This window comes from Pseudomonas sp. B3G-3, from assembly GCF_028640915.1.
Taxonomy (GTDB): Bacteria; Pseudomonadota; Gammaproteobacteria; order Pseudomonadales; family Pseudomonadaceae; genus Aquipseudomonas; species Aquipseudomonas chlororaphis_I.
In genome coordinates, this window is the sequence record NZ_JAQZAB010000073.1 from 1 (window position 1) to 21,896 (window position 21,896).

At 64.1% G+C, this 21,896-nt stretch carries 18 protein-coding genes and 1 pseudogene; 12 read left to right on the top strand and 7 right to left on the bottom strand.

From position 1 onward, the window contains the following. Positions 1 to 229 precede the first annotated feature (229 nt). Complete coding sequence (locus tag PVZ80_RS07905; protein ID WP_038633999.1) at positions 230 to 508, bottom strand: hypothetical protein; 279 nt, start codon at positions 506 to 508, stop codon at positions 230 to 232. A gap of 514 nt (positions 509 to 1,022) precedes the next feature. Between PVZ80_RS07905 and PVZ80_RS07910 the strand changes: the two genes are divergently transcribed. From PVZ80_RS07910 to qhpG, 7 genes are all read left to right on the top strand, one after another. Next, positions 1,023 to 2,408, top strand: a complete 1,386-nt coding sequence (locus PVZ80_RS07910; protein WP_273863632.1) for a hypothetical protein — start codon at positions 1,023 to 1,025, stop codon at positions 2,406 to 2,408. Further along, positions 2,405 to 2,791 (top strand): hypothetical protein, encoded by a 387-nt coding sequence (locus PVZ80_RS07915; protein WP_038577387.1) that lies wholly within the window; start codon positions 2,405 to 2,407, stop codon positions 2,789 to 2,791. Before PVZ80_RS07910 ends, PVZ80_RS07915 begins: the two co-directional genes overlap by 4 nt. A gap of 21 nt (positions 2,792 to 2,812) precedes the next feature. Then, the gene (locus PVZ80_RS07920) at positions 2,813 to 3,199 is read left to right on the top strand and encodes a hypothetical protein (RefSeq protein WP_124311756.1); all 387 of its coding nucleotides are present in this window, start codon (positions 2,813 to 2,815) and stop codon (positions 3,197 to 3,199) included. Between the two features lie 448 nt (positions 3,200 to 3,647). Next, positions 3,648 to 5,564 carry a sigma-54-dependent Fis family transcriptional regulator gene (locus PVZ80_RS07925; RefSeq protein ID WP_273863633.1) on the top strand — a complete coding sequence of 639 codons (1,917 nt, stop codon included), beginning with the start codon at positions 3,648 to 3,650 and terminating at the stop codon, positions 5,562 to 5,564. Continuing rightward, positions 5,564 to 7,282 (top strand): ABC transporter ATP-binding protein, encoded by a 1,719-nt coding sequence (locus PVZ80_RS07930; protein ID WP_016702424.1) that lies wholly within the window; start codon positions 5,564 to 5,566, stop codon positions 7,280 to 7,282. Before PVZ80_RS07925 ends, PVZ80_RS07930 begins: the two co-directional genes overlap by 1 nt. Continuing rightward, on the top strand, positions 7,272 to 7,949 hold the full coding sequence (gene qhpE / locus PVZ80_RS07935; protein WP_124301926.1) for a subtilisin-like serine protease QhpE: 678 nt from the start codon (positions 7,272 to 7,274) through the stop codon (positions 7,947 to 7,949). Before PVZ80_RS07930 ends, qhpE begins: the two co-directional genes overlap by 11 nt. Further along, positions 7,946 to 9,253 (top strand): flavin-dependent monooxygenase QhpG, encoded by a 1,308-nt coding sequence (gene qhpG, locus PVZ80_RS07940; protein WP_273863634.1) that lies wholly within the window; start codon positions 7,946 to 7,948, stop codon positions 9,251 to 9,253. The genes qhpE and qhpG overlap by 4 nt, the downstream gene beginning before the upstream one ends. Before the next feature lie 225 nt (positions 9,254 to 9,478). On the opposite strand, the gene PVZ80_RS07945 is transcribed toward qhpG, so the two are convergent. Next, positions 9,479 to 11,380: an amidohydrolase gene (locus PVZ80_RS07945; RefSeq protein WP_273863635.1), complete on the bottom strand. Its 1,902-nt coding sequence runs from the start codon at positions 11,378 to 11,380 to the stop codon at positions 9,479 to 9,481. Between the two features lie 228 nt (positions 11,381 to 11,608). After that, positions 11,609 to 13,099 carry an aldehyde dehydrogenase family protein gene (locus PVZ80_RS07950; RefSeq protein ID WP_016702420.1) on the bottom strand — a complete coding sequence of 497 codons (1,491 nt, stop codon included), beginning with the start codon at positions 13,097 to 13,099 and terminating at the stop codon, positions 11,609 to 11,611. Positions 13,100 to 13,332: 233 nt separating this feature from the next. Between PVZ80_RS07950 and PVZ80_RS07955 the strand changes: the two genes are divergently transcribed. Further along, entirely contained in the window at positions 13,333 to 13,722 is a 390-nt protein-coding gene (locus PVZ80_RS07955) for an MliC family protein (protein WP_273863636.1), read from the top strand. 157 nt (positions 13,723 to 13,879) lie between these two features. Here the strand turns inward: PVZ80_RS07955 and PVZ80_RS33930 are convergent, their stop codons facing one another. The 4 genes and pseudogenes from PVZ80_RS33930 to PVZ80_RS07970 all read right to left on the bottom strand — a co-directional run bounded on the left by PVZ80_RS33930 (position 13,880) and on the right by PVZ80_RS07970 (position 16,880). After that, the gene (locus tag PVZ80_RS33930) at positions 13,880 to 14,875 is read right to left on the bottom strand and encodes a methyl-accepting chemotaxis protein (protein ID WP_414860578.1); all 996 of its coding nucleotides are present in this window, start codon (positions 14,873 to 14,875) and stop codon (positions 13,880 to 13,882) included. 255 nt (positions 14,876 to 15,130) lie between these two features. Next, positions 15,131 to 15,445: pseudogene (locus PVZ80_RS33935) on the bottom strand (PAS domain-containing protein); the annotation flags it as partial. A 236-nt stretch (positions 15,446 to 15,681) separates the two neighbouring features. After that, entirely contained in the window at positions 15,682 to 16,086 is a 405-nt protein-coding gene (locus tag PVZ80_RS07965; protein ID WP_009050020.1) for a DUF1090 family protein, read from the bottom strand. Between the two features lie 128 nt (positions 16,087 to 16,214). Further along, positions 16,215 to 16,880 (bottom strand): HAD family hydrolase, encoded by a 666-nt coding sequence (locus PVZ80_RS07970; RefSeq protein WP_009050019.1) that lies wholly within the window; start codon positions 16,878 to 16,880, stop codon positions 16,215 to 16,217. 433 nt (positions 16,881 to 17,313) lie between these two features. Between PVZ80_RS07970 and peaA the strand changes: the two genes are divergently transcribed. From peaA to peaD, 4 genes are all read left to right on the top strand, one after another. Continuing rightward, positions 17,314 to 18,894: a quinohemoprotein amine dehydrogenase subunit alpha gene (peaA, locus tag PVZ80_RS07975; RefSeq protein ID WP_273863644.1), complete on the top strand. Its 1,581-nt coding sequence runs from the start codon at positions 17,314 to 17,316 to the stop codon at positions 18,892 to 18,894. A gap of 79 nt (positions 18,895 to 18,973) precedes the next feature. Beyond that, on the top strand, positions 18,974 to 20,407 hold the full coding sequence (peaB, locus tag PVZ80_RS07980) for a quinohemoprotein amine dehydrogenase maturation protein (protein WP_273863637.1): 1,434 nt from the start codon (positions 18,974 to 18,976) through the stop codon (positions 20,405 to 20,407). A 1-nt stretch (position 20,408) separates the two neighbouring features. After that, a complete protein-coding gene (gene qhpC, locus PVZ80_RS07985; RefSeq protein ID WP_007921889.1) occupies positions 20,409 to 20,732 on the top strand; it encodes a quinohemoprotein amine dehydrogenase subunit gamma in 324 nt (107 codons plus the stop codon). A 23-nt stretch (positions 20,733 to 20,755) separates the two neighbouring features. Further along, on the top strand, positions 20,756 to 21,883 hold the full coding sequence (gene peaD, locus PVZ80_RS07990; RefSeq protein WP_028683004.1) for a quinohemoprotein amine dehydrogenase subunit beta: 1,128 nt from the start codon (positions 20,756 to 20,758) through the stop codon (positions 21,881 to 21,883). The last annotated feature ends 13 nt before the right edge of the window (positions 21,884 to 21,896 follow it).

The window sequence follows — 21,896 nt, forward strand, 5'->3', positions numbered from 1 at the left end:
ACCTGGTCTCCAGCGAGGTCGTGCTGGGTATGCGCTGGGCGTTCTAGGTCGACAGGGGGGGACGTTTTATCCATCCCGGGCGGGGCGGGATCGGCCTCGCCCACAATAAACGCCAACGATAACGCGTCGCCGATGCACACCACTCATACCAAAGCCCCTGAATCAAAAGATCCAGGGGCTTTTTTAGTGCCTGCAACAGGCTGTCGCAGAGGACGTCGGGAGGGGAAGCTTAAGCGCTTAGAGACGGCCCTTGCATCGCCTTGCCCTGGGCAACATCCAGCAACGCCACACCATCGCTCAGCAGCAGCGAGGCGATATCGGCGATCTGGAACAAATCACTTTCATCCGCGGTACGCGCGGTCATGCAAGACAGGCTGTTCATCAGTTTGTGAATGGCGCGAACGCGCCGGTCGGCGCAGGCCAGTAAGTCCACCAGCGAGGCGTTGGAATCGATCAGCAGGACAGGATGCTCGGTGGCAGTGCTGTGAAGCGGGATATATCCGTTCATTGATGTAGCTCCATGCGTTAAGTGGGCGACCACCCAACCCTCCTACAAGCGGGGTGGCAGCTGTACGCGGGGTAGGAGACCGGTCGCACGACCCGGCCACGCCGAAGCGTGCCCGCGCACAGCCGCCATAAACACAGGGCAGCAAAAAACACCCAGAAAAAGCTGGGTGCTTGTGCACGGTGCGACTCTCGGGCTCCTACACCCGGTCGCTGATTTGGCAGCGACCGGCGCAGAGTAATGACGCGCCTTCATGAGCGCAAGCCCCGACTCAATGACTGAACGTAACAACAGAGTAGGCGACCAATACGCCATCTCAGACCTTGATCCGGCTCCAGCGTCAGACAAGTACAGGCACGCTTGTAGGACTCTCCTGAAATACACGGTTTTACCCTGTTCAAGTGCTCTGTTCCCTTGAGCCGACAGATGACGGCCAGCACCATCCCCCCGCCTTATCAATAGATCCGCTGCGTTCAACGGCTTGTTTGGACGCATCGTTTATCAGGGAGGAGGGTGTATGGGGTTGCGCCTTATTCGTCGGCAAGATCGCGAGCGTGAAGGAATTGGTTTCAACAAAATCGAGTTGCCATTTTTTGCCCGGTTCGAGGTTCAGCAGGCCCTCGGACATTACGGCAACAGAATCGATGGGCTGGATGATTTGCTTTATGCCCACGGCAGTTCGCGCGGCCATCTATCGAACGATGATCTGCGTGAAATCCTGGCAAGCGTAGAAAAGGGCGATTGGCTGCTGGTCTCGAATGACCCTTTCAGCCCTTTGAGCGGCGACACGTTCGGCAAGTATTCACACATCACTGGAAAGGGCTGGGCGGCGGGCTCCCTGGATCATCGCGTGCGAGAAAAAACCAAGCCTGCGTTGCCGGATGCCGAATCTGTCGTAAAACCTCAACCGCAAGAGCCGGGCTTTTACGTCGTGCCTGAAAGCATGAGCCGTGAACAGCTTGAGTCCGTGCTGTTCACTGCTCGCAACCCAGCCGTGATGAGCAAGTTTGAGTCGCTGAATCCCGACTTGAGCGACGTCAAAGCGGGCTCGATGATCCTGCTCAGCGATCCCAATAACCTGCAATGTACCCGCGAAGAAGGGTTGCTGATGGAGGCCGCGGCCAAGACCAATGACGCACTCAAACCGCTCAGCGCGGAAGAAGCGAACTTCATGGCCAGGCACCGAGACGAAATCGAAAACTTTCTGGCCCAGGGTTCGACAGCTATCGGCATCGGTGAAGCGATGTTTGCCAAGAACCTGGAAGACGTCAAAACCACGCTGCGCGATATTGAAGCGTTGCATCAACGCACGTTCCAGAAAGAGGGCCACCTGCGGTCGCCGGAGTTCTTTGCCGAACGTAAAAAGCTGCTGGCGCAACTCAATACCCGACTCACCTCCATGACCCGAAAAGGCATTGGCTTCCCCGATCATCCGAACCTGAAAAGTGCCCTGGGGATCTCCAGCCGCAGTCTGGTTCACCGCTGGACCAAGGCCGGGGCCGCGGAGCAGATTCCCGGTTATGCCACGCACATCGAGGGAGTGGCCAAGGCGGCTAAAGTCGTCAAGTATGGCGGCTGGATCGGCACGGCTCTTGGCGGTGGAGCTTCTTATATGAAGGTTCAGGACGTCTGTACGGCAGGCAACACCGAGGCTTGTGAGCGGGTCAAGTTCACGAAGATGGGGGGCTTTGCTGGTGGGGTCGCAGGTGGTGCGTTCTCAGGTGCGGTGTTAACAGGCAACACAGTCGGAGCATTGTGCGTTGGATTGGGTATTCCAACAGGTGGCTTAGCTTCTTTGGCTTGTGGTGTGGTGGTGGTAGGGGGCGCTTCTTTTGCTGCTGGTGCCCTTGGTGAAACTGCCGGAGAAGCAATGGCTGAGAAAATTTATGAGGCAGTCAAATGAGCCTGAATACGGCAGACAAAATATTTCTGGTGGTCGGCCTCGTCGATTTTGCAGGGATATTTATTTCGCTCGGTATCTACTTGCACATGGCCTACACCAAGATGGACTTGATGTTGGATCATCTGAAGAACAGTGCTGTGCTCAGCACATTGACCACGCTCAGGCACGGTGGTCCATGGGGGAAACTGATTCTGGTCGGGAGCATTGCCAGTTTTGTGACTTTCCCCAATTTTCACCTTAAGCGTGGTTGGGTCAGTGCCGAGGATTTGCTTGGGTTTCCTGCGGCGCTTAAGCGCAAGTTGGTCGTGCTGCAGTGGAGTGGATTAGGGCTGCTATTGGTCATGACGGGCCTTGCGGCGGTGGTCAAGCTGGGTGTTGTTTGAGGTCATTTACGAGAGCTGCCAATGAATACCCCTGAGATCGTTTTCGGCTACCTGGGCGGAGTCGTGATTCTCGGTGCATTTGTCTGGATCGGTGTCGCGTTGCACATGGCTTATACCAAGCTGGATGAACTCTTGGACCATCTGAAAAACTGTTCAGCCATCATGGTGCGCGCTCCGTTAAGGCACGGTGGTCCCTGGGGGAAACTTTTACTGATTGGGGGGATCTCCGGGATCGTGACGTTTCCCGGTTTTTATCTCAAAAGGGGGGAGTTGAGTGCTGAGGATTTAAACCATTTTCCCCTGCCATTTAAACGGAAGTTGGCATGGCTGCAGTGGAGCGTAATCGGGCTTCTGGGCTTTGCTTTTCTCCTATGGGTCATTGGCAAAGTTGTAGGTTGGCACAAATAAATCGTGCGTATTTCTGCCTGCCTGCAAAGCAAAGTGGCAGTGACCTGTACAGGTGCACCTGTCTCGGCGAATGCATCCGTAGCCTCAGCCTGGAGGTTCTGATTGCTGTGGTTGTGAAATCGCTTCGCGGGCAAGCCTCGCTCCTACAGAGACACAGGCATCTGTAGGAGCGGCCGGGCGACGCTCGATGGCCCGCGATGGGCGATGATGCAGGTGTCTCCTTTGCGCCATACGGCACTTGCCATCCGCTTTACGTTAACGTCAAGATGCCCTGGCGCGGTTTGTTCCGTGGCGCAGGTTTTGCTTCTTAAAGGCAAGGCTGGCCACGGGCCAAACTTCCCTTTACTGCCATCTGAACCGGGTGTAGACATTGGCCTTGGCTTGCGTGCTCCTCGCAATCCAAGGGAATGGACCGGGGAGGGCCGGGCGGACCGATTCGGAGCGCTTGATGACTCTTATAAGAACAACAACGGGCGAGCTGCAGCACAAGGCCGGACTGGCCCGGAAAAAACTCCATCTGGAAGGCGAAGTCCCCGACGGCGTATTGCGTGCGGAAATCGATGCTTCATGGCGGCGCAGCCTCAGCCATGGCGTGCACTTCAATGGCCAGCCGGAACTGACCCTGGAATCCGGCGCCAGCCTCGAGGTGCTGCTGGCGAGCAATCGCCTGCTGCTCGACGCGGCGATCCCCGCCATCGACTACCTGGCCGAGCGCCAGGGCCAGGATGGCCTGATCATCCTGGCCAATGCCGACGCCACTATTCTGTCGATCGAAGGCCGCGCCGACCGGCTCAAGGGCAGCGGCGTGCAAGACATCACCCTCGGCGCCTGCTGGAGCGAAGCCACCCGCGGCACCAATGCCCTGGGCACGGCGCTGGTGGAAGCCCGCACGACCCTGATCGATTGCGGCGAACATTACCTGGATCGCCTGAGCCATTTTTCCTGCACCTCGGTGCCCATCCATTGCCCCCAGGGCGAGATCCTCGGCGTGCTCGACCTGACCCGCGAAGGTCCGCTGGGGCGCTTCCAGGATAGCTCGGCGCTGCTGGCCATGGCGGTCAGCCAGATCGAGAGCCGGGTGTTCAACGCTTCTTATCCGGAGCAGATCGTCCTGGCCTTCCACAGCCGCCGGCAGTACCTGGAATCCCCCTGGCAAGGCCTGCTGGCCCTGAGCCTGGGCGGGCAGATCCTCGCGGTCAGCACCCAGGCCTGCCAGTTGCTCAATGCCTCGCGCGCAGCGCTGGTCGGCCGGCGCTGCGAGGAGTTTCTCGGCGTCGACGGCCTGCACTTGCTGGCGCGCCTGCAACAGGGCGGCATCGGCAGCCTGCAGACCGCCAAGGGCGAGTTTTTCTACAAGACCCTGCGCGCACCGCAACGCTCGATCACTGTCAGCAGCGTGCCGCGCAGTGCGCCGAAGAATGCCCCGAGCCATCCGCAACTCGACCCACAACTCGACAATCTGGCCGGCAGCAACAGCCGTTATGCCCGCGCCCTGCGCATGGCCCGCCAGGGCCTGGCCAATGCCTTGCCGGTGTTGCTGCTGGGGGAAACCGGCACTGGCAAGGAGGTCGTTGCCCGCGCCTTGCACCTGGCCGGCAGCCGCGCCGACAAACCTTTTATCGCAGTGAACTGCGCGGCGATCCCCGAGGGCCTGATCGAGTCGGAGCTGTTCGGTTATCGCGAGGGCGCCTTCACCGGTTCGCGCCGTGGCGGCATGATCGGCCGCCTGCAACAGGCCCACGGCGGCACCCTGTTCCTCGATGAAATCGGCGATATGCCGCTGGCCTTGCAGGCGCGCCTGCTGCGGGTGTTGCAGGACCGCAAGGTGGCGCCGCTGGGCGCCGGCGAAGAGCAGGACATCGACATCGCGCTGATCTGCGCCACCCACCGCGACCTCAAGCAGCAGGTGGCCGACAAGCAGTTCCGCGAGGACCTGTTCTACCGGGTCAACGGCATCAGCGTGATGCTCCCGGCACTGCGCGAACGCGAGGACTTCGACGCGCTGCTGGAGGTCCTGCTGGCCAAGCTTGGCAGCCCCGGGGTGGCCCTGGCCGAAGACCTGCGCCAGCTGCTGGCCGGCTATCACTGGCCGGGCAATATCCGCCAGCTGGAGATGGTCCTGCGCACCGCCCTGGCGATGCGCGAGGAGGGCGAAGCGGCCCTGGGCCTGGAGCATCTGCCCGACAGCATGCTCGACGATCTCAACGCCAGCGAGCGGCCGGCCACCGGCAGCATCCGCGAGAACCAGCTGGAGCTGATCCGCCAGGCGCTGGACAGTCACCAGGGCAATGTTTCCGCCGCCGCCGATGCCCTGGGCATCAGTCGCGCCACCCTGTACCGCAAGCTCAAGCAGTTGCGCAGCTGATGTCGCGCCTGCTCAGCCGGCTGGTGGACAGCCCCGACCCCGCGGCCCTGCAAGCCGCCTTGCGCTGGCTGTATGGGTTTGTCCGCCCGCAGCGCCTGGCCATCGCCGGGCTGCTGGCGCTGTCGGTGTGCGCCTCGCTGCTGGTGCTGGTGCAGCCGTGGCTGACCAAGCTGCTGATCGACGACGGCCTGCTGGCGCGCAATTTCCCGATGCTGGTGTGGATCGCCGGGCTGATGATCCTCGCCGGGCTGCTGGGCACCGCGCTGTCGGGCATCAACCGCTACCTGCACACGCGGCTGTCGGGGCGGATTCTGTTCGCCCTGCGCGACGACCTGTACCGCCATTTGCAGCGCCTGTCGCCGGGCTTCTATGGCCAGCGGCGGATCGGCGACCTGATGTCGCGGCTCGATGGCGACGTGGCGGAGATCCAGCGGTTTGCCGTCGATTCGCTGTTCTCCGCGGTGTCCAGCGTGATCGGCCTGCTGGTGGCGCTGGCGATGCTGGTGACCCTGTCCTGGCAGCTGTCGTTGCTGGCGCTGCTGCTGATCCCCCTGGACCTGCTCTGGCTGCGCTGGATGCGGCGCAAGGTCGAGCGCGATGTGCGGCAATTGCGCGAGCGTTCGGCGGACATGTCGTCGTTCATGGTCGAGACCCTGCCGGTGATGAAGTTCATCCAGAGCGCCGGCCAGCAGCAGCGCGAAGCCCGGCGCCTGGAGCGCCTGGGCCAGGGCTACATGAGCCAGTTGCTGCGCCTGCAGGTCAGCGAGTTCTTCACCCAGGCGGTGCCCGGCACCCTGACCTCGCTGTCGCGGGCCTGTGCGTTTTTGATCGGTGGTTATTGGGTGGTGCAGGGCACCTGGCAACTGGGCGCGCTGATCGCCTTTTCCACTTACCTGGGCATGGCCGTGGGGCCGGTGCAGAGCCTGCTGGGGCTGTACGTGGCGATCCAGCGCATGACCGTCAGCCTGGGCCGGGTCATGGAATTGCGCGGCGAACAACCGAGCGTGACCACGCCGGCGCAACCGCTGCCGATGCCCAGCGGCGGCGAGCTGTATTTCCGCGACGTGCATTTCAGCCACCCGGGGCGCCCCAGCACCCTGCGCGGCATCGAGGCACGCATTCCCTATGGTCTGAAAGTGGCCCTGGGCGGCGGCTCCGGGGTCGGCAAGTCGACCCTGATCGACCTGCTGCAACGCCACCACGACCCGCAGTCCGGGCAGGTGCTGCTGGACGGCGTCGACCTGCGCCAGCTCGACCTGTTCGAGCTGCGCCGGCGCATCGCCGTGGTCAGCCAGGACATCGTGCTGTTCCGCGGGAGCCTGGCCGACAACCTGGCCTACAGCGTGCCCGACGCACCGCGCGCGGCGGTGGCCGAGGTGGCGCGGCTGGCGCAACTGGACAGCCTGATCGAGTCGCTGCCCGAAGGCCTCGACAGCCCGTTGGGCGAGCGCGGTCAGCAGCTGTCCGGCGGGCAGAAACAACGGATCGCGATTGCCCGCGCGCTGCTTCAGGACCCGCTGATCCTGGTGCTGGACGAAGCCACCTCGGCGGTGGACGAAAGCACCGAGCGCGAAGTGATCGAGGCCATCGACCGGCTGTTCGCCGGGCGCACGCGGATCCTGATCAGCCACCGGCCCTCGACCCTGGCCGACGCCGACCTGCGCTTCGAGCTGGTGGACGGCGTCTTGCAATCGGTGAAGGTGCCCCATGAAGCCTGAGCTGCGGATCGGCGTGGTCGACAGCGGGCATACGGCCGCGCAACGCCCGCAGGTGGTGGCCGGGCGGCGCTTCTACCTGGTGGAGGACGGGGTCGGCGAGGGGGACTTGCGCGAGGACCCCCTCGGCCACGGCAGCGCGATCATCGAGGCGATCCGCGAGCGGGCGCCCAAGGCGCGTTTCTGTGTGGCCCAGGTGTTCGACCAGCGCGGGGTGACCAGCGCCCTGCAGATCGCCAGCGCCCTGGACTGGCTGGTGAGCCAGCGGGTGCGGCTGATCAACCTCAGCCTGGGGCTGCGCCAGGACCGCAGCCTGTTGCGCGAAGCCTGCGCCGCCGCCCTGGCCCGCGGCGTGCTGTTGTGCGCATCGAGCCCGGCCCAGGGCGAAGGCGTATTTCCGGCCCGCTACCCGGGCGTGCTGCGGGTGACCGGCGATGCCCGTTGCACCCCCGGCGAATGGTCGTGGCTCGACAGCCAGCAGGCGGATTTCGCCGCCTGCGTGCAGGGCAGCCACCCCGGCCAGTCCGGCGCGAGCTTGGGCTGCGCGGCCTTGAGCGGGCATATCGCCGGTTACCTCGGCGAACACCACGACGCCGACAACCCGCAGGTGGTCCAGTGGCTGCAGACCCATGCCCGCTATCACGGCCCCGAACGGCGCGGCTGGCCATGAGGCCGCTGCTGATTCTCGGCGCTGGTCCGGCTGGCGCCGCGGTGGCCCTGGGCTTGCGACGGCTGGGCTACGCGGTGGCGCTGGTCAGCGAGTGGCGGCGTTTCCCGGCGCTGGAAGGGGTGTCGCTGCGGGTGCTCGAAGCCCTGCGTGGCGCCGGCCTGGGGCGGGCGCTGGAGGCTGGGTTGCAGGCGTCCCAGCGCCAGGTGGCATGGAACGGCCAGAGCCATGGGCAGAACGTCGAATACCTGCTGGATCGCCCGCGCTTCGATCGCGGTTTGCGCGAGGATCTGCGCGAGGCCGGGGTCGAGTTGATCGAAGGTCGGGTGCTGGAGGTGCAGTCGACGGCGAGCGGGCATCGGGTACGGATCGAGGGGCAGCCCGAGCGGCTAACGGATTTTTTGGTGGAGGCCCGCGGGCGCCAGGCGCCGGCATTGAGTAAAGCGCTGGGCAAAGGCCTGCGGGGCCCGGAAACGCTCAGCCTGCTCAATCGTTGGCAGGGCGCGCCGGGCGCCACCGCCAGCGCCGTGCACAGCCTTGAGGACGGCTGGGCCTGGATGGCGCGCCAGGCCGATGGCCAGTGTTACTGGCAACTGACAGTGGACGTGGCCAGCGCCGAGTTACCGGGCAAGGCGCAACTGCTGGATTACTGCCGTCAGCGGCGCCGGGGTTCGGCCCTGGTGCGGGAGTTTTTCGCTGATGGGCCGGAGCTTGATTTGCAACTGCACGCGCGCAGCAGCACGGCGATTCTCTGCCCGCAGGTGTGTGGCGCCAACTGGATTCGCGTGGGCGATGCGGCCATGGCCGTGGACCCGCTGTCGGGCAACGGTATCTTCCAGTCGCTGTCCTCGGCGTTGCAGGCGCCGGCGGTGATCAACACGCTGCTGCAACGGCCCGAACGCGCGGCCCTGGCGCAGCGCTTCCATGCCCGGCGGGTGGAGCAACTGTTCCTGCGCTTCGCCCGCATCGGCCGCGATTTCTACGCCGACGAGCAGCGCTGGGCCGAACGGCTGTTCTGGCAGGCCCGCCGGCAATGGCCGGACCGTGAACCGGCGCACCGCGAGGCGGACTTTTCCGCCCTGCGCATCGAGCGCGCCCCAGTATTGCGCGAGGGGCTGGTGGACGAAGCCGAGGTGGTGATCACCCCGGACCAGCCGCTGGGCATCTGGCATGTGCAGGGGGTGGAGCTGGCGCCGCTGTTGCGCCGCTTGCCCAACGAACCGGTGCAACAGCTGCTGGCGGGGTTGAGCGCGGAGCAGGACAGGGCTGTGCGTGGCTGGTTGCTGGGGCAGGGCTACAAGCCTTGAGGCGAAGGGGGCGGCTTTTGTAGCCGCTGCCGCAGGCTGCGATCGGCGGCGCAGCCGGCGTAAAAGGCTCGGGCGATCGATCAGCGGATATGTGGTGCCTGGGCGATTGATCGCGGGCAAGCCTCGCTCCTACAGAAGATGAGGCAACCCTGTAGGAGCGAGGCTTGCCCGCGAACCGCGCAGCGGCCATCCAAAGCCCGCTGCCCGGCTTGCGACAGCTAACGATCAGCTATCGGGATTGACGTACACCCGGTGGCCGCCTTTCCAGGTTTCGCAGACCTTGATGTCCCTGATGTGGGTGGCCGGCACTTTTTCGTCGAGCGGGTCTTGCTCGAGAATCACCAGGTCCGCGAAATGGCCGTCCTGCAACGACCCGGTCCAGCCCTCGACGTGGCACTGCCAGGCGGCGTCATAGGTGATGGCTTTCAAGGCCTGCTTGCGCGTCAGGCACTCGGCTTCATTGAGGATCGGTTGCAGCCTTGGGTCATGGACGAACCGTCCCTGGGCATCGCGAATGCCTTCCATCTTGCGGGTCACCGCCTGTTCCATGGAACGCAGCGGCCCCAGCGGCGTTACCGAGCAGTCGCTGTGCAGGGTCACTTTCAGGTTGTGGTCCAGGGCCGACTGGCACAGGTCGAGCATCTGTTCGGCCTTGCCTTCGAAGATCGCCTGTTTGAAGGCGTAACCCCAGTAGCCGACATGACCGATCAGGAAGCTCGGTGACAGGCCCAGGCGCTGCATGGTCTGCAGGGTGTCGGCGGTCAGCAGCGAGCAGTGCTCGATGCGGTGGCGTTTTTCCAGGGCGCTGTTGCCTTGCAGGGCCGCCTCATAGGCTTGCAGGGTGAAGTCGATGGCCCGGTCGCCGTTGGCGTGGATCATCAGCGGCCAGCCGGTTTCGACGGCATTGCGCACCACGGTCTTGTAGGTATCGGGTGTGGTGACCGGGGTGTGGTCCTGGTCGCAGAAATTGAAGTTGCCCACCGGCCGTGTCGCCTCGCAGCAGTAGCGCGTGGCCTGGTAGCCCGTCAGCCCCTGGTTGGAACCGTCCGACACCAGCTTGACCGCGCCCTGATAGAAGCGCTTGGCCTGTTCCCGGCTGACCGGCTGGTAGCGCGGCAGCTTGCCGATGGCCTCGGGCGTGCCATCGCAGGCGGCGGCGTAGCCGATCCGCAGCTTGCGGGGGCGGGTCAGGAAGTAGGCGCCCAGTACCAGCTTCGACTGGGAGTCCATCATCGCGTCGTAGAGCAGGGTGATGCCGCGGCGCGAAGCCTTGTCGAAGTAGTCCTCGAGGTGTTTGAAGATATTCAGTATTTCCAGCTGCTGCCGGAGGGGAATGCTCTTGATGGCGGCCAGCACCTCGGCTTCCTGCAGGACTCCGTTGTCGGCCCTTACACCGGTCTTCTTGAACACCGCGTCGCTCGCCGCGGTGTTCAGGTAGGCGGTGTGCATGGACGCGCTGATCAGCAGCATCGGGTGCTGCTTGTCGATGGTGTCCAGGTTGCCGATGTCGTCGCCGGAGCCACAGTGAAAGGTGATGAGTCTGTTCAGGCCGTGGGGGACGACCTGGAAGGGCATCAGCGCCGGATCGACCTGATGGCCGAGGATCCAGGTCGAGTTGTCCTTGGGCAGGTTGCCCTGGATGGTGCTTTTCAACCAGTTCCAGTCATAGGTGGGCCGCAGCCGCTGGTTCTTGTGCTCATCCGGGTTGTCGCTATCGATGGCCCCCAGGTTCAGCCAGCCTTCCATGGCGCAGCTCTGCACGATATGGGCGTGGGGTTCGATCAGGCCGGGCAACAGGGTCTTGCCGTTCAGGGACTGCTTCTTGTAGGTGATGCCCAGGGCGTTCATGCGGGCTTCGACGGCGGCCAGGGTGCCGGAGGCGACCACGTCGCCGGCGTGGATGCCCAGGGCCTCGACCCGTTCGTCCATGTTGCCGTCGCGCAAGGGGTAGATGGTGCCGTTGGTAAAGATGATGGACTCGCCGGCCGGCTCCTTGGCCAGTTCATTGGCGTCCTGTGGTTGGTTGGCGCTATGGCTGGCCGGGTCGAGGCTGTCCTTCAGGGCGTTCCAGATGGGGTTGTGGCATCCGCATTGGACCCAGTCGTGATCATTTCCATTTGATCCCATGATGCTTTCCTCGGGTTTTCGGTGGTGATGAGGTGTGGGTTGAAGGGGGTGAGCCAGGCTCGCAGGGCAGCTATCGAGCCGGCTCGGGCTGAGCGTAGCAGCCGTTCGGGGCGCGGACCGGGCAGCGGGTCGGTGACCTTGGACCAGTCGTCGGGAGGCGCCGGGCAGACCCCGGCGCCGCGGTTGAGGAGCGCCTGCGCGAGTGCGGGGCGCTAGGGCTAGCGCGGGTCAGAGCTTGATCAACACCGATTTCAGCTCGGTGTAATGCTCGATCGCCGCGTAACCCATTTCCCGGCCCACGCCGGACATCTTGTAGCCACCGAACGGCAGCGCCGGGTCGAGGGCGCTGTGGCAGTTGACCCAGACCGAGCCGGACTTGATCCGCGGGATCATCCGGTGCACCGCCGCCAGGTCGTTGGACCAGATGCTCGCGCCCAGGCCGTAGGGGCTGTCGTTGGCCATGCGCAGGGCATCGGCTTCGTCGTCGAAGGGAATGGCCACCAGCACCGGGCCGAAGATCTCTTCCTGCACCAGCGAATGCTGCTGGTCGACGTCGACGATCACCGTCGGCTTGACGAAATAACCGGGGCCGAACTGCTCGCCGCCACAGGCGATGGTGGCGCCGCTTTCCCGGCCCATTTCGATGTAGCGCCAGACCCGTTCCTGCTGCCGGGCGGAGATCAGCGGGCCCATGTCGACGCTGGCGTCCAGGCCGCTGCCGAGCTTCATGGCATTGGCGATGCCGGCGATATCGGCCACCACCTTGTCGAAGTGCTTGCGCTGCACATACAGCCTGGAGCCGGCGCAGCAGACCTGGCCCTGGTTGAAGAAGATCGCGCTGGCGGCGCCGGCCACGGCGCTGCCCAGGTCGGCGTCGGCCATGACGATGGTCGGCGACTTGCCGCCCAGTTCCAGGGTGACCCGGGTCATGGAGTCCATGGCGATCTTGCCGATTTCCTTGCCCACCGCGGTGGAGCCAGTGAAGGTCAGCTTGTCCACCCGTGGGTTATGGGTCAGGGCGGCGCCTGCGGTGATGCCGGTGCCGGTGACCACGTTGAACACGCCGTCGGGGTAGCCGGCTTCCTGCACCAGCTCGGCGAGTTTCAGCGCGGTCAGCGGGGTTTCGTCGGCCGGCTTGAGCACCACCGTGCAGCCGGTGGCCAGGGCCGGGCCGAGCTTCCAGCAGGCCAGCAGCAGCGGGAAGTTCCAGGCGACGATGGCGCCGACCACGCCCACCGCCTCGCGGCGGATGAAACTGTGGAACTGCTGGTCAGGCATCAACGGCACTGAGACCTCGACGCTGCTGCCTTCGATCTTGGTCGCCCAGCCGGCCATGTAGCGCAGGAAGTCGATGGCCAGTTGCACGTCCATGACCTGGGCCACCGCGGCGCTCTTGCCGTTGTTCAGGCATTCCAGTTGCGCCAGCAGCTCGGCGTCGCGCTGCATCAGGTCGGCGAGTTTCCACAGCAGGTTCTGCCGTTCCCGCGGGCGGGTGCGGCTCCAGGGCGAATCGTCGAAGGCCTGGCGCGCAGCCAGCACCGCGCGGTCGACATCGTCCACCGTGGCCCGCGGCACCACGCACAGTTGCTCGCCGGTGGCCGGGTTGCGCAGGGGCATGGTCTGGCCGTCGGCGGCCTCGACCCATTCGGCGCCGATCAGCATGCGCGGCGCGCGCTGGATAAACGCGGTGGTGGCGGGGAGCAGGGTTGCAATAGCCATGACAGAACCTCTTGTTATGCGTGAGGCGAGGGCTTTCGCAACCCCTGTGCCAGTTTTGGCTGGCGCTTAAGTCGATGATTTGAATCGGGTTTATTTGCGGAGGCGGAAGGGCGCCGGATACAGGCTGTCGCAATTTGCGAATGCCTTGAGACAAGTCCGGCCTGAACTTACCCGCCGCGAATTCGTCGTAAAGGGGCTCGTTATAAAAGGAGCATTGAACAAGGAGATGTGCAGTGAAGATTTCAACGATCCTGGGAACCGCCGTGTTGCTGGCTCCATTCTTTGCCCAGGCCGCGACGACCCCGGCCGAGCCGGAACTGCCGGCGTACCAGAGCAGCCTGGCCAGCTACCGCTGCGAGGGTGGGGTGGAGGTGCAGGCGGCCTACCTGAATATCGAAAACGGTGCTTCGTTCGCCACCCTGTATTACAAGGGCCAGCTGATCCCGATGCATATCGCCCGTTCCGGCTCCGGCGCGCTGTATGTCGCCGACGACGAGCAGAACAGCTACCGCTGGCACACCAAGGGCGACAGCGGCCTGTTGAGCTTCCTGGAAGCCGACCACACCGCCAAGGAGCAGCAGCTGTTGAAGGACTGCAAGGAGCAGAAGGCCGAGGAGCAATAACGCCCTCAGTCGCAGTCTCGCTTGTCCGGCCGGCGAAGGCCCAGGCTGTTGCGTTGTTCCTCCATCCGTCATCGCGAGCAAGCTCGCTCCTACAGGGGTTGCGCATTCTCCGTAGGAGCGAGCTTGCTCGCGATAGATCGGCACAAGCGCCGCTGACCTAGCGGTTGAAACGCTCCACCAGCGAGTACTGGGTGGTGGCGGTCTGGGTCAGTTCCTTGCTCAGTTCGGCCGAGTGATGGGCCTGTTCCGAGGTCTGGTCGGCCAGTTGCGCAATGGTGCTGATATTGCGGCTGATTTCCTCGGCGACGGCGCTCTGCTCCTCGGTGGCGGCGGCGATCTGGGTGGTCATGTCGGTGATGTTGGCCACTGCCTCGCTGATGCCCAGCAGCGCCTGGTCGGCCTCCAGCACCCGGGCCACGCCTTCCTCGGCCTGGCGCTGGCCGCTTTCCATGCTCTGCACGGCGTTTTGCGAAGAGTTCTGCAACTGGGTGATCAGCTCATGGATCTGCTGGGTCGATTGCGCGGTGCGCTGGGCCAGCTGGCGCACCTCGTCGGCCACCACGGCGAAACCGCGGCCCATGTCACCGGCGCGGGCCGCTTCGATGGCGGCGTTGAGTGCCAGCAGGTTGGTCTGGTCGGCGATGCCCTTGATCACATCGACCACGGTGCCGATCTCGTCGCTGTCCCTGGCCAGTTGCGCGACGTTCTGCCCGGTCTCGCCGACCACCTGCGACAGGCGTTCGATGGCTTCGCGGGTATCGCGGGCCACTTCGCGCCCACGCCCGGTCAACTGGTTGGCGGCCTGGGTGGCGTCGGCGGTGCGCTGCACATGGCTGGCCACTTCCTGGGTGGTGGCGGCCATCTGGTTGACGGCGGCGGACACCTGCTCGGTTTCCAGTCGCTGGCGGTCCAGGCCGCGGGAGCTGTCGCTGGCCAGGGTGTCAGAGCGGCTGGCCAGGGCATTGAGCTGCTCGGCGCTGTCCTGCAGGCGGGTGAGGCAGGTTTTCAGCCGCGCGTCCTGGCTGACGAAGGCGGTTTCCAGGCACGCCTGGGGGCCGTGGGCGTCGCTGTACATCTGCGCGATCAACGGGTCGCAGGTGGACGAGTCGGCCAGTTGCAGCAGGCGCCGGGCGGCATGGTTCTGGCGCTGCATCGCCAGCAGCGCCAGGGGCACGGAGACCCCGGCGGCCACCGCCAGCGCCAAAGGCGGCGCCAGCCAGAGACCGCTCAGGCCACCGGCCAGGCCCGTGGCCAGGAAGGGCGCCCAGCCGAGCAGGGCCGGTTGCCAGCGATGTCGGCGGGGGATGGCCGGCTGCTGGCGGTTGAGGCGCTGGTAGAGGTCTTGCGCGCGACGGATCTGTTCGGCGCTGGGTTTGACCCGGACCGACTCGTAGCCGACGATCCGGCTGCCCTCGAAAATTGGCGTGACGTAGGCGTTGACCCAGTAATGGTCGCCGTTCTTCGAGCGGTTCTTGACGATGCCCATCCACGGCTGGCCCTGTTTCAGCGCTGCCCACATATGGGCAAATACCGCGGGGGGGACATCGGGGTGACGGACGATGTTCTGTGGAGCGCCGATCAGGTCATCGCGGTCGAAACCGCTGATGTCCACGAAGGCATCGTTGCAGTAGCTGATGACGCCATGGGCATCGGTGGTGGAGATGAGTTTCTGGTTCGACCCCAGAGCCACTTCGCGTTGTGTAACGGGCTGATTGTTTCTCATTTCCAGATTGCTCCTTTTGTCCTACAAAATCCATCGGCACAATTCAGAACAATCTTAGAGAAATTTTAGAAAATTCCTTGCATAACAATTAGTTGCATTCCCATCTGCGAGGAATTCTGAATACTCCCGAGCGGGTTTTGCAGGTCGTTGAATCCGTTGGGAAAAATCTGGCACCAAAGCAGCCCGGGCTCGCCGGAGCGAGCCGCTGACGAAGCGCAACGGGCAGGAAGCCCGCTTCAGCTGTCGTGGGCGCCGAGGGCGTATTGCAGGACTTGCAGGGCGTGGGTGAGCCGCGCCTTGCGCTTGTCGATGATGCTCGGGTCGCCATAACGCTGCGCGGCGTCGAGTTCCATCTGGCGCAATATCACCTGGTACTCGGCCTGGCGCAGGGGCGGGTTGTGCTCGAAGTGCAGGCCGTCGCAATAGCGGCTGAGGGGATCCAGCGCCCGTTGCAGGCCGGCCAGTTGGCGGTACGCGGGGTCGGGCAGGAGTTTTTCCAGGCTGCTCTTGATGGCCTCGCCGCGGGTCAGGCAACTGCTGGTGGCTTCCGGCGGGGCCGGTTCGGGGTCTTCCTGGGCGTGGCCCGTGCTGGCTGCAAGGCCAAGCAGGGCCAGCAGGGTGAGGGAGGTGAGGGCGTTCATGAAGGTCCTTGATACGACAGGCGTGCGGGGCGCTATCTTCAAGAGCCAATGCACGTCGGACCATCAGACACAACTGAAAAAGCCTTGGGTTATTTCTGAGTTTTCCCATCAGACCGTTGGGCGCAGCTTCAGCGCGAGCCGAGCATCCGCTCGATCACCGCCCACAATTGCGGGTCGTTGAAGTCCTCGACCACCAGATGCGCACCGGCGGCCAGCAGGGCCTCGGGGCTCTGGCTGGTGGCCAGGCCGACGGTGAAGATCCCGGCCCCGACCGCGGCGGTCAGGCCAGGGATCGAGTCCTCGAAGGCCATCCCGGCCTCGGCGCTGGCACCCAGGCACTCCAGGCCGGTGAGGTAGGGCAGCGGGTCGGGCTTGGCCCGCGGCAATTCCTCGGCCACCAGCACGGTGTCGAAGCGATCGCCCAGCCCCAGCACGGCCAGCATGTGCTCGGCGTTGGCCCGTGGCGCATTGGTCACCACGCACATGCCGATGCCGCGTTCCCGGGCGAAATCCAGCAGGCGCAACAGGCCCGGCATCGGCGTCAGCTGCGGCGACAACTGGCGAAAGCGCGCCTCCTTGCGGTCGGCAAAGGCCTCGTGCTCGGCCACCGAGCGCTGCGGGAACAGGTAGCGGCACATATTGGCGTTGGCCTGGCCACTGACATGGGCCTCGAACTCTTGATGGGTGAACACCCGGCCATCTTCCTCCAGCAACAACTGCTGCAACGCCAGCAGGTGCAATTGGTCGGTGTCGGTCAGGGTGCCGTCGAGATCGAAAAGCAGGGCATTGAGCATGGCGCGATTCCTGTCAGGGCCGGGGGCTGAAGCGGTTAAGCCAGGCATCGTAGCAGCTGCCAAAGAGGGTGCCACAGCCATTTCTCGGGGGAGATTCAGAATGCAGCTCCGCTGCCAGCGACCTCTCCCTTCCTATGCTTAGCTCTCAAGATCCCTCTGCTCTTGCAGGCACGGGCGGGTCTCGTCTCAGAGTGGAACAGTTGTCGCGAAATTAAACGCGGACGGCCGGCGATTGCCTGGGAGGTGTGTCCTGGAACTCCAGCAAGCCCTTGATAAAACACATCATTTGTAAGCTGGCACGCTCCGTGTATTGCTCACCTCAGCCGTTTCTCTTGCCTCCATGCCCGGCGCGACGGGCATGGCAGAAACCATAAAAACGACGCACAACAATAATAAAGCTCCTAATAAAAAGCTCCGTGGAGGTCCGACCTTGATCAAGAGAACACTCCGAGCAGGCATGTCCAGCGGCCTGCTGGCGCTGGCGGTCTGCGCCGCCTTGCATTCCCCTCCCAGCCTCGCGGCGCGCGATGCCCAGGCCATCCTCAAGGAGACCTGCCAGGGCTGCCATACCCCGGAAACGGGGGGCGGCCTGAGCCGCATCAGCCACCAGCGCAAGACCCCGGAAGGCTGGCTGATGAGCATCGCCCGCATGCAGATCATGCATGGCCTGCAGATCAGCGACGACGACCGCCGCACCCTGGTCAAATACCTGGCCGACACCCAGGGCCTGGCGCCGAGCGAAACCGACGGCGTGCGTTACGCCCTGGAGCGGCGCCTGAACACAGTGGAGAAGTTCGACGAACAAACCAGCCAGATGTGCGGCCGCTGCCACTCCGGTGCACGGGTCGCCCTGCAACGGCGTCCGGCCCAGGAGTGGGAACGCCTGGTGAACTTCCACCTCGGCCAATGGCCGTCCCTGGAGTACCAGGCGCTGTCCCGCGACCGCGACTGGTTCGACCTGGCGCGCAAGGAGATGGTGCCGCTGCTGGCCAAGCGGTATCCGCTGGACAACCCGGCCTGGACAAAATGGCTGGGCAGCGCACCCAAGGCCGAGACCCTGGCAGGCGACTGGAGCTTCAGCGGCCACCTGCCGGGCAAGGGCGAACTGGCCGGGGTGATGAGCGTCAGCGCCGATGGCAATGACACCTTCAAGGTCAGCGTCAAGGGCCAGTACGCCGACGGCAGTCCGTTCAACGGCGAGGGCAGCGCGATCCTCTACAGCGGCTACGAATGGCGCGGCAATGTCAGCATCGACGGCGTGAGCATGCGCCAGGTGTTCGCTGCCAAAGGCAATGAATTGCAGGGCCGGATGTTCGAGGCCGAGCACGACGAACGCGGCCTGGACTTCGTCGCCGCCAAGCAGGGCAGCAGTCGTTTGCTGGCGGTGCAACCGGGTTACCTGAAGGCTGGCGGTGAAACCGAAGTCACCCTGATCGGCAGTGGCCTCACCGGCAAGCCGAGTTTTGGCAAGGGCGTGGAAGTGCTCGAAGTCATCGAGCAGAGCCCGCAGCGGATCAGGCTCAAACTCAAGGCGGCTGCCGATGCCCAGCCGGGCCTGCGCAACGTCACCGTCGGCACGCTGAAAGGCCCGACGCTGTCGGTCTACAGCACGATCGCCGAAGTCAAAGTCGTGCCTGAGTTCTCGGTGGCGCGTATCGGCGAGGGCGGTGGCTCGACGCCCAAGGTCCAGGGCCGCTTCGATGCCGAAGCCTGGGGCAAGGGCGCCGATGGCAAGCCGTACCGCATCGGCGTGTTCCCGGCGCAGTGGAAGGTCGAAGCCTTCGACGAGCGCGCCAAGGAAGACGAGGACGTCAAGTTTGCCGGCACCATGCAGGCCGACAGCGGCGTGTTCATTCCAGGCGATGCCGGGCCCAACCCGCAGCGCAAGATGTCCACCAACAACGCCGGCAACCTCAAGGTGATCGCCGCCGTCGACGACGCAGGGAAATCCCTGACCGGCGCAGGCCACCTGATCGTCACCGTGCAACGCTGGAACAATCCACCCATCCCTTGAGGCGCGGTCCGTGACTTGAGACACCCTTTCGGAATGACCGCAGGCCCCCGCGAAAGGGGGCCGGCACAGGAGGTTTGCAATGGGCGCTATCTTGAATCTGGTCGAACGCAACCTGCACGAAGTGCAGGTCGATGCCGACCGCATGCTGTTCCATATCCCCAGCAGTTCGCTGTTCGCCAGCGATGAGTTGACCGGCACCATCATCGACACCTTGCGCGGCCCCGGCTGCACCCCGGAGGACCTGGTCCAGCGCCTCGGCGCACGGTTCAACGGCGAGGAAATCAACGAAACCCTGCGCGAGCTGATCGCCCTGGAACTGGTCAGCGACGGCTCGCCGCTGACCCCGGAGATCGCCGTCAAACGGGTCGAGCGCACGGCGATCAACACCGTGGTGCTCAACGTCAACACCGGCTGCAACCTGAGTTGCACCTACTGCTACAAGGAGGACCTGGACAAGCCCTCGGCGGGCAAGAAGATGGACGTCGAGACGGCTATCGCCTCGGTGGAAATGCTGCTCAGGGAATCCCCCGATGAACAGCGTTTCACCGTGGTGTTCTTTGGTGGCGAGCCGCTGAGCAACCGCAAGCTGATCGAATACATGGTCGACTACTGCGAGAAGCGTTTTCGCGAGGCGGGCAAGTTCGTCGAGTTCGTCATGACCACCAATGCCACGCTGCTCACCGAGGAGACAGTGGACTACCTCAATGCCCACCGCTTTGGCTTGTCGGTGAGCATCGACGGGCCGAAGACCGTGCACGACCGCAACCGCATCACCGTGGGCGGGCAGGGCACCTATGACGTGGTGCGGCGCAAGGCGAAGATGCTGCTGGCGCGCTACGACAGCCGCCCGGTCGGTGCGCGGGTGACCTTGACCACTGGCGTCACCGATGTGGAAACCATCTGGGACCACCTGTTCAACGAACTGGGTTTCGCCGAGGTCGGGTTTGCCCCGGTGACCTCGGGCGATATCAGCAGCTTCAACCTCACCGGCGAAGAACTGATCGAAGTCTTCGCCAGCATGAAGCGCCTGGGCCGGCGTTACCTGGAGGCGGCCCTGGAGCATCGCAATATCGGTTTTTCCAACCTGCACCAGCTGATCACCGATATCCACGAAGGCCACAAGAAGGCGCTGCCCTGTGGCGCCGGGCTGAAGATGCTGGCGGTGGACCACAAGGGCGAGCTGAACCTGTGCCACCGCTTTACCGGCTCATCGCTGCCGACCTTCGGCAATGTGCGCGACGGCGGGGTCAAGCAGATGGAGCTCAACGACTTCCTGTCCCAGCGCCTGGACCGCAGCAACACCGGCTGCGACAGCTGCCGCATCCGCAACCTGTGTTCCGGCGGCTGCTACCACGAGAGCTACGCCCGCTACGGCGACCCGGCGCACCCGACCTATCACTATTGCGAACTGATGCGTGACTGGGTGGACTTCGGCATCGAGGTCTACAGCCGGATCATGGCCAACAACCCTGCGTTCATCAGCAGCTACATCACTCCGCGCAAGGCTCACTGACATGAAACATCTCAAGCCGATCAATAACAAAGCCCAGAAACTGGAACAGGCCGCCGACGAGAACCGTATCGAAGAGGTGGTTGCCATGAGTTCGGTGGCCGGTTGTGCCTCGACCACCGACCCGGGCTGGGAAATCGATGCCTTCGGTGGCGTGTCGTCCTTGTGCCAGCCGATGGAGGCCGACCTCTACGGTTGCTCCGACCCGTGCTGGTGGCCGGCCCAGGTGCCGGACATGATGAGTACCTACCCCGACTGGAACAAGGACGCCCAGGCTTCCAACGAGAACTGGCGCAATCTCGGCACCGTGTTCCCCAAAGACAAGTAATCGGTCAGTAGAAGGATTCCAGCATGCTTCGCAAAAATGCCTGCGGCCTGGCCGCTTCCGTGATCCTGGGCGCCTGTTCCCTCGGCGTCCTGGCCGACGACAACACTGACAACAAGGCCCTCAACGCCGGCCATGAATACATGGTCACCACCAACTACCCGAACAACCTGCACGTGATCGACCTGGCCAGCGACACGCTGTACAAGACCTGCAAGATGCCCGACGCCTTCGGCCCCGGCACCGTGCAACTGGCGCCGGACCGCAAGGTCGCCTACGTGCTGAACAACCACTACGCCGATGTCTACGGGGTCGAGCTGGACAGCTGCAAGCAGGTGTTCCACGCCAGCATCACCCAGCAGCCGGGGGAAAAGGCCCGCTCGATGTTCGCCTTCACCGTCAGCCACGACGGCAAGGAGCTGTACACCGTGGCCAACCCGACCCAGATGCTCAACGACCGCTATGAGGTCAAGCAGCCGCGGCTGGACGTCTACGCCACCGACGCCGGGCTCAAGGCCAAGCCGGTGCGCAGCTTCCCGGCGCCACGGCAGCTGACCATCATGCAGAGTGGCGACGACGGCTCGCTGTATGTGGCCGGGGCGGATGTGTACAAGGTCGATGTCAAGACCGGCAAGTTCGACGTGCTGATCCCCAGCCGCCACTGGAAGCGCCCGAACTACAGCGCGCCGGACGTGCTCTACGTGTGGAACCAGCAGACCTGGCGCCATGACTTCTCGCTGCTCTACACCGCCGCCAAGTTCAAGGACAAGAAACAGGACCCGGCCAGCGCCGAGTACCTGTACGGCCTGTTCAGCATCGACTTGAAGACCGGCAAGAGCGAAACCACCGACTTCGGTCCGCTGACGGAGATCTACTTCAGCGGCATGCGTTCGCCGAAGGACCCGAACCTGATGTTCGGTGTGCTCAACCGCCTGGCCAAGTACGACATCAAGCAGAAAAAACTGCTCCAGGCCGCCACCCTGGACCATTCCTACTACTGCATTTCCTTCAACAAGGCAGGCAGCAAGATCTACCTGGCCGGGACCTTCAACGACGTGGCGATCTTCGATGCCGACAGCCTGAAGCAGATCGGCAGCATCAAGCTGCCGGGCGGGGACATGGCGATCACCACGGCCCAGGTGTTCGAGCGTTAGGCGTCGATACCGC

Coding starts and splice junctions, on each gene's coding strand:
- PVZ80_RS07925 (WP_273863633.1), top strand. CDS start 3,648: ATGACTCTTATAAGAACAACAACGGGCGAGCTGCAGCACAAGGCCGGA.
- PVZ80_RS07970 (WP_009050019.1), bottom strand. CDS start 16,880: ATGCTCAATGCCCTGCTTTTCGATCTCGACGGCACCCTGACCGACACC.
- qhpG (WP_273863634.1), top strand. CDS start 7,946: ATGAGGCCGCTGCTGATTCTCGGCGCTGGTCCGGCTGGCGCCGCGGTG.
- PVZ80_RS07910 (WP_273863632.1), top strand. CDS start 1,023: ATGGGGTTGCGCCTTATTCGTCGGCAAGATCGCGAGCGTGAAGGAATT.
- PVZ80_RS07930 (WP_016702424.1), top strand. CDS start 5,564: ATGTCGCGCCTGCTCAGCCGGCTGGTGGACAGCCCCGACCCCGCGGCC.
- PVZ80_RS07965 (WP_009050020.1), bottom strand. CDS start 16,086: ATGAACGCCCTCACCTCCCTCACCCTGCTGGCCCTGCTTGGCCTTGCA.
- PVZ80_RS07950 (WP_016702420.1), bottom strand. CDS start 13,099: ATGGCTATTGCAACCCTGCTCCCCGCCACCACCGCGTTTATCCAGCGC.
- qhpC (WP_007921889.1), top strand. CDS start 20,409: ATGAAACATCTCAAGCCGATCAATAACAAAGCCCAGAAACTGGAACAG.
- PVZ80_RS07945 (WP_273863635.1), bottom strand. CDS start 11,380: ATGGGATCAAATGGAAATGATCACGACTGGGTCCAATGCGGATGCCAC.
- PVZ80_RS07920 (WP_124311756.1), top strand. CDS start 2,813: ATGAATACCCCTGAGATCGTTTTCGGCTACCTGGGCGGAGTCGTGATT.
- qhpE (WP_124301926.1), top strand. CDS start 7,272: ATGAAGCCTGAGCTGCGGATCGGCGTGGTCGACAGCGGGCATACGGCC.
- PVZ80_RS07915 (WP_038577387.1), top strand. CDS start 2,405: ATGAGCCTGAATACGGCAGACAAAATATTTCTGGTGGTCGGCCTCGTC.
- peaD (WP_028683004.1), top strand. CDS start 20,756: ATGCTTCGCAAAAATGCCTGCGGCCTGGCCGCTTCCGTGATCCTGGGC.
- peaB (WP_273863637.1), top strand. CDS start 18,974: ATGGGCGCTATCTTGAATCTGGTCGAACGCAACCTGCACGAAGTGCAG.
- PVZ80_RS33930 (WP_414860578.1), bottom strand. CDS start 14,875: ATGCAGCGCCAGAACCATGCCGCCCGGCGCCTGCTGCAACTGGCCGAC.
- PVZ80_RS07905 (WP_038633999.1), bottom strand. CDS start 508: ATGAACGGATATATCCCGCTTCACAGCACTGCCACCGAGCATCCTGTC.